This window comes from Nevskia sp. (genome assembly GCF_021732705.1).
Classification (GTDB): domain Bacteria; phylum Pseudomonadota; class Gammaproteobacteria; order Nevskiales; family Nevskiaceae; genus Nevskia.
Map to the genome: position 1 here is coordinate 21,486 of NZ_JAKFUM010000012.1, position 6,000 is coordinate 27,485.

2 protein-coding genes are annotated in these 6,000 nt (G+C 61.5%); both read right to left on the bottom strand.

Annotated elements, in window-relative coordinates:
- Positions 1-76: 76 nt before the first annotated feature.
- Complete coding sequence (gene aceB / locus QZ951_RS15610) at positions 77-1,657, bottom strand: malate synthase A (RefSeq protein ID WP_293002207.1); 1,581 nt, start codon at positions 1,655-1,657, stop codon at positions 77-79.
- Positions 1,658-1,830: 173 nt separating this feature from the next.
- On the bottom strand, positions 1,831-6,000 hold a 4,170-nt coding region (locus QZ951_RS15615), incomplete at its 5' end, for a YCF48-related protein (RefSeq protein WP_293002209.1).

Here is a 6,000-nt window from a genome sequence, read left to right on the forward strand (position 1 = left end):
TGTGGGTTGAAGCAAAGCGCGCGCCCCGACGCTATCGGCAGGGCACTTGGGAAATTGAAGCGGAATCAGTCGCCGATCAATCCAGGTAGTCGTAGCTGGCCAGCGTCAGGAAGTCCGCGCACTTCTCGGCGGTGGACATGCGCGCCATGATGCCGGCGGCCTCCGCGAAGCGGCCCTGATAGAAGCGCTCTTCGCCCAGCTGGGCCTTGTACGCGCCCACTTCCTCGTCGAGGATCTTCAGCACCAGGTCCTTGGTGACCTTGCGGCCGTCGGCCATCGTCGCGCCGTACTTCAGCCACTGCCAGACCTGGGTGCGGGAGATTTCGGCGGTCGCCGCGTCTTCCATCAGGTTGTGCAGCGGCACGCAGCCGACGCCGCGAATCCACGCTTCGACATAGCCGATGCCGACGTTGATGTTGTTGCGCAGGCCGCCTTCGGTGATTGAGCCTTCCGGCTGCTTCAGCAGGTCGGCCGCCTTGATCTTGTAATTGAACTGCTTGTGCAGCTGGTTCGGCTCCGGCATGTGCTCGTTGAACACTTCCAGCGCCACCGGCACGAGGCCCGGATGCGCAACCCAAGTGCCGTCATGGCCGTTCTTCACTTCGCGCAGCTTGTCGGCGCGAACCTTGGCGAACACTTCGTCGTTCTTCGCCTTGTCCTTGGTCGGGATGAAGGCGGCCATGCCGCCCATCGCGAAGGCGCCGCGCTTGTGCGTGGTCTCGCACAGCAGCTTCGAGTAGCTGTCGAGGAAGTGGCGATCCATGCCGACCGTGTGACGGTCCGGCACCATCCAGTCGCCATGCGCGTTGAGCGTCTTGATGCAGCTGAAAATGTAATCCCAGCGGCCGCAGTTCAGCGCGACGATGTGATCGCGCAGCTCGTACAGGATCTCGTCCATCTCGAACGCAGCCCACAGCGTTTCGATCAGCACGGTGACCTTGATCGTCTTCTTCGGAATGCCGAGCGCCTTCTGGGCATCGACGAACACCGAGTTCCACAACCGCGCTTCGAGATGCGACTGCATCTTCGGCAGGTAGAAATACGGGCCCGAGCCGCGCTTCAGCAGGGTGGCCGCGTTGTGGAAGAAGTACAGCGCGAAGTCGACGATGCCGCCCGGCGCCGGCTCGCCGTCGATCAGGACGTGCTTCTCTTCCAGGTGCCAGCCGCGCGGACGGACGATCAAAACCGCCGGGTTCGGATTCAGCTTGTATTCCTTGCCTTCCGGCGAGGTGTAGCTGATCGTGCGGTTGACCGCGTCTCGCAGGTTGATGTGGCCATCCATCATCAGTTCCCACGTCGGCGACGCGGAATCCTCGAAATCGGCCATGAAGCACTTGGCGCCGGCGTTCAGGGCATTGATGACCATCTTGCGGTCAACCGGCCCGGTGATCTCGACGCGGCGGTCGAGCAGATCGTCCGGGATGCCGGCGATCTTCCAGTCACCATTGCGGATGTCCTTGGTTTCGGGCAGAAACTTCGGGAGCTTGCCGGCATCGATGGCAGCCTGGCGTTCCTTGCGGAGTTCCAGCAGCTCGAGGCGGCGATTGCGATGCTTGCGAACCAGCTTCGCGACGAACTCCAGCGCTGCCGGAGTCAGAATCTTCTTGTACGCCGGACGCAACTCGCCCGTGATTTCAACGCCTTCTACTGCGCTCATCCGAAAACTCCTGCCTGTTCTTGGGATGGTTGCGACCTGGCCCGGCCGCAAAGGTCGCGCATGATAGCGAAAGGGGGTTTTCGCCGCAATGCAACAAAAGTGGGACATTACGTACTAGGGACGGAACGTTTGCTCCTCTTCAACCCGCACTCAGCAGCGCATCTCGGGCGGCGCTAGACGTATGCCAAAGGCTGCGAAGGCGGTCTCACCGCTCGACGCGGCGAGCCATACAGGGATTCATAGAGCGCCAGTAGCTGCTGCCAGTTTCTCGAGGCGCGTTGGTCCAGGCTAGACAGCGCAGCAAGTCCGTATCGGGTCAGATCGGTCGCTGCCGCAGCTTCATGACGTCGGACGGAATCCAGGATCGCGTCGGCAACGTCTGCGGCGTTGAAGTTGCCGATCATTGTCAAGTCATCAACTGTTTGGCGAAGACTCAAAAGGCTAGCGCTCGTATCTTGGGTGCGCTTTTCGAGGGCAACAATATTCAGAGCGGCGGCCAGAACAGCCTTCCAGCCATCGACATCATGAGCAATGGTTAGCATCGACAACATCGCCACCACTCGCGCCCCGGTCAGATCGCCAAACTCGGTCGCGAGCGAGCGCCGCTCGGCGACCAACGACCAGCGGCGATACCACGCCCGCTGAAAGGCGCCGGGAAACTCGCGCAGTTTAGGCACCGGAATTGGCGTTCCGGATGGTGCCAGGCTCATCGATGCCACCATGTGCCGCAGCCGGTTCTGGAAGCGCCGCAACTCACGAGGCGTTACCTGCGAAAAGGCCAGTGTTGCTCCCCAAGCCTCCATCGACCAGCCGACATCCTGCGTATCGGTCGTCGAAAACCGTCGCTCTCGGCTCAGCACAAACATTGTCCGAACAGCAATCACCACGCCCACCAGCACGAGCAACCAGACCTCCCAGCGGGGACGGACCTCGTCGGATCGGGGCTCGACCGCCGTCGGAGCCTCGACGCGCTCTGGCGGCGGGATGTTTCGATCAATGCCGGCCTCGGGAACGACCGACCACGACCCGCCACCATCGTTCGTATACCGGATCATTCCATCATCGCCGGTCACCATGCCAAACCGGCTATCCGCGAAGTGAACACTGCGCAGTGCTTGCGTCGAGCCGCTGTCCTGCTTGCTCCAGCGCAGGCCTCCGTCGCGAGTGACGAAAATGTTGCCCTGCTCACCCACCGCCCAGCCGAGCAGCTGGTTCGCGAAGTGCAGGTGATGCAGCGCAGACGTCGCCACATCGACCGCCCTCCAGCGCTTCCCGCCGTCAGCCGTTTTCCAGACCTTCCCCGATGCGTCTGTCATCCAGCCCGAAGCATCGTTAACGAACTGAACATCGGTGAGCGTTGGCATGCCGGGCAGATGGATCAACTGCCAGTGCAAGCCAAAATCGCGGGTAAGAAGAACAACACCCTGTTCGCCTGCAATCCAGCCACGCCCGCTCTCGACCAGGCTGACAGCATTCAACCGTTTGCTGGTATGCGGTCGAACCCCGTACCAATCTGCTTGTTGGCGTTCTTTGGCTGGCTGCTGGATCAACATCAGCCCGGATTCACCCACCGCTGCTGCCCAGCGGCCTAGCCGGTCGGTTGCGACGTCGATAAGGCCGGATGTCGATCCGAGGTAGTTGCTGGATTCAGTGTCGAACGAACCCGCCACGGTGACGCTGCGTGCGTTCTCCTGCCCTACCAGGAACGGATCGCGTCTTGGAACGGCAATCGCGATTCCTCCGTCGGGAAGCGCCGTCAGCTGACGAAGCCGCTCGATGATGAAAAATACTGGGATCTGATCTGCGCTGCGCTTCGAGTCTTTGACGACCCCGAAGGATTGACGCCGACGTGCCGCTTCATTGACGAATCGCCGCTGCTGGATCGTTCGCAACTGAGCTGCATTCGGTTCGTACCAGACACCGACGCCGACACCGGATACGTCGTTCGCAAGGACGTTGGTTGTCTGTGTCGGTTGGCCTCGCAATGTTCTGAGTTCACCCAAGCTGGGGCGTCTCGTCCAGTCCTTGACCATCTGGTCAAGCCAGCTAGCCAAATCGAACGCTCGCCACTGCGCGATGTCCGTGCGCATAACGCCAATCGTCGATATTCGCCGCTTTTCTTCGTCGCTCAGCCGCAGGGCGTTGATCTGCTTCCTCCTCGTATCATCCGGCAAGTACTCAATGAAGAATGTCGAAATTGAAGTCCAGCTCCGTCCGGAATCCTGGGATTGTGCGAGTTCAACTTTGGGGCCGGCAGCAAGCAGCGGCCCGCCCGCAACGCCTGAGCCGCCCAAACTGGTCCACGCCCCAAAGGCTGGTGGTTGCAGCGCCTTCCATTTCATGGCCTCGGTACCGTCTGCTCTAAGAATCAAGCCGTCATGACCGATCGCGACTGCGCTTTTGTCACGGGACACCCAAACGGCATTGAGCGACGGGAATCGCCGTTCCGTCGGCGTGACCGGTTCCGGGCCGGATATCGCCGGTTGCTCTTTGCTGACGCTTTGCTCAACCACCGGTTGCTGCAATCGTTGGCCGAACCAGAGCGCCGCCAGAACCACGCACGTGCCGGCAAGCGTGCCGCCGATCACCGGCAGCACCGCATCCAGAAGCAGATAGCGCTTGGGAACCGCAACCCTTTCAATCTGCAACTGGATACTCGGACTGCGTTTCGAGAGCACCAGCCGGGCGGCGGCAGCGGCATCTACCTTGGTAACTTGAACCCGAAGATTGACGATCTTGCGCAGGAAATGCTCGGCAAAGCGCTGACGATGTTCGCGAGCGTCGGCAGCGCCTTCGGCGGATTCGGCAGCAAGATCGGCATAAGCCAACCCTAGATTTCGTTCCACCATTTGCCGCGCGATACCGAGCACGACAATGATCTCCCCGCACTCCACGAGAAAGTTGATGGCCTCGAGCAAGGCGGCTGTCGCCTGCGGCGAACATCGATCGAGGTCATCGACGAAAACGACCAAGCGATAGGGACTGAGTGCCTTCGTGACATCACGAAAGTCCCGTTCAAAACGGTAGCGATAACTTGTTTCTCGCTCGGAAGCGCGGTTTCTCAGGAAGGCCGTCGCGGACCGGATCGCCGCTGGCTTTGGAAAGGCTTCGATGAATTTCGAAAGAGCCAACACCAATGGCACGAGTGCGACCAAGGCTGTCAGGACTGCCGTCCAGATCGGCTTCCGTTGATAGAGATCGCGCAGGCGCTCGCGGAGATTCGGTGGCCGCCGATCAGCGTCATCACTTTCGCGGTAGAGAGGAACACGAGCCAGCGTGGCCGCAGTAGAGCCCGAAGTGACATCGAGTCGCGATTCGACTCTTTCATCTCGAATTTGCTCGACTTTGCTCGGTCGTTTCTCCCCGGTGGCCATGAAAACGCGATAGCCGTCGACCACGCTTTCGAGATGCGTCGCAGGGAGCCTCGACCGCGAGTCGGCAGAAGCCACGCTGTGAATCAACGCCACGCAGAAGGCGGCTGCCGTGACAGCACCGAACAGCACGACCGCGACGCGGATCGGATGCCTGCCGGCGCGCAACACGAAAAGGCGAGCCAGATATCGGAGCCACATCCAGAATCGAGGTAGCGGCGGAACCACGTCCCGTCGGATCGCATCCAGAAGCGCTGCGAAGAGTTGTTCGTCGCTCTGGTGATGCCAGGCATTGAACCAGGCACTGGTACAGCCATGCGCTTTCAGGTCCGTCTCCAGAAACCGCATGATGGAACTCTTGCCCGTACCCCATTCACCATCAATGGCCACCACGATGGGTGGCTTGGTCCCGTCATTTCGAAGCATTCGTGACAGTGCCAGCACGCGGGGCGCCGCGCCCAGCTCGTCGTCGGCAAGACTCCGCTTCGGCCCATCGCTGGACGCCAGTTGCGACAGAGCACCGAGTACTGCTTGCCCAATACCCAGCAGCAAGGTCAGCAACACCGCTACTGTCAATCCCCAGAACCAAGGTGCCAGTGACCGTTCCCAGCGGACGGTTCTTGACACACGCCACTGACCGCCGCCGTTCGTCGTGGTCACGATCGTCCCGCCACTGCCCACCGCCCAGCCCCGCTGGCCATCGGCGAGGAACTGAACGCTGGTGAGGTTCTGACCGGTCCCGCTCGTCTGCGACGTCCACTGACCGCCGCCGTTCGTCGTCGTCACGATCGTCCCGCCACTGCCCACCGCCCAGCCCCGCTGGCCATCGGCGAGGAACTGAACGCTGGTGAGGTACTGACCGGTCCCGCTCGTCTGCGACGTCCACTGAGCGCCGCCGTTCGTCGTCGTCACGATCGTCCCGCCACTGCCCACCGCCCAGCCCCGCTGGCCATCGGCGAGGAACTGAACGCT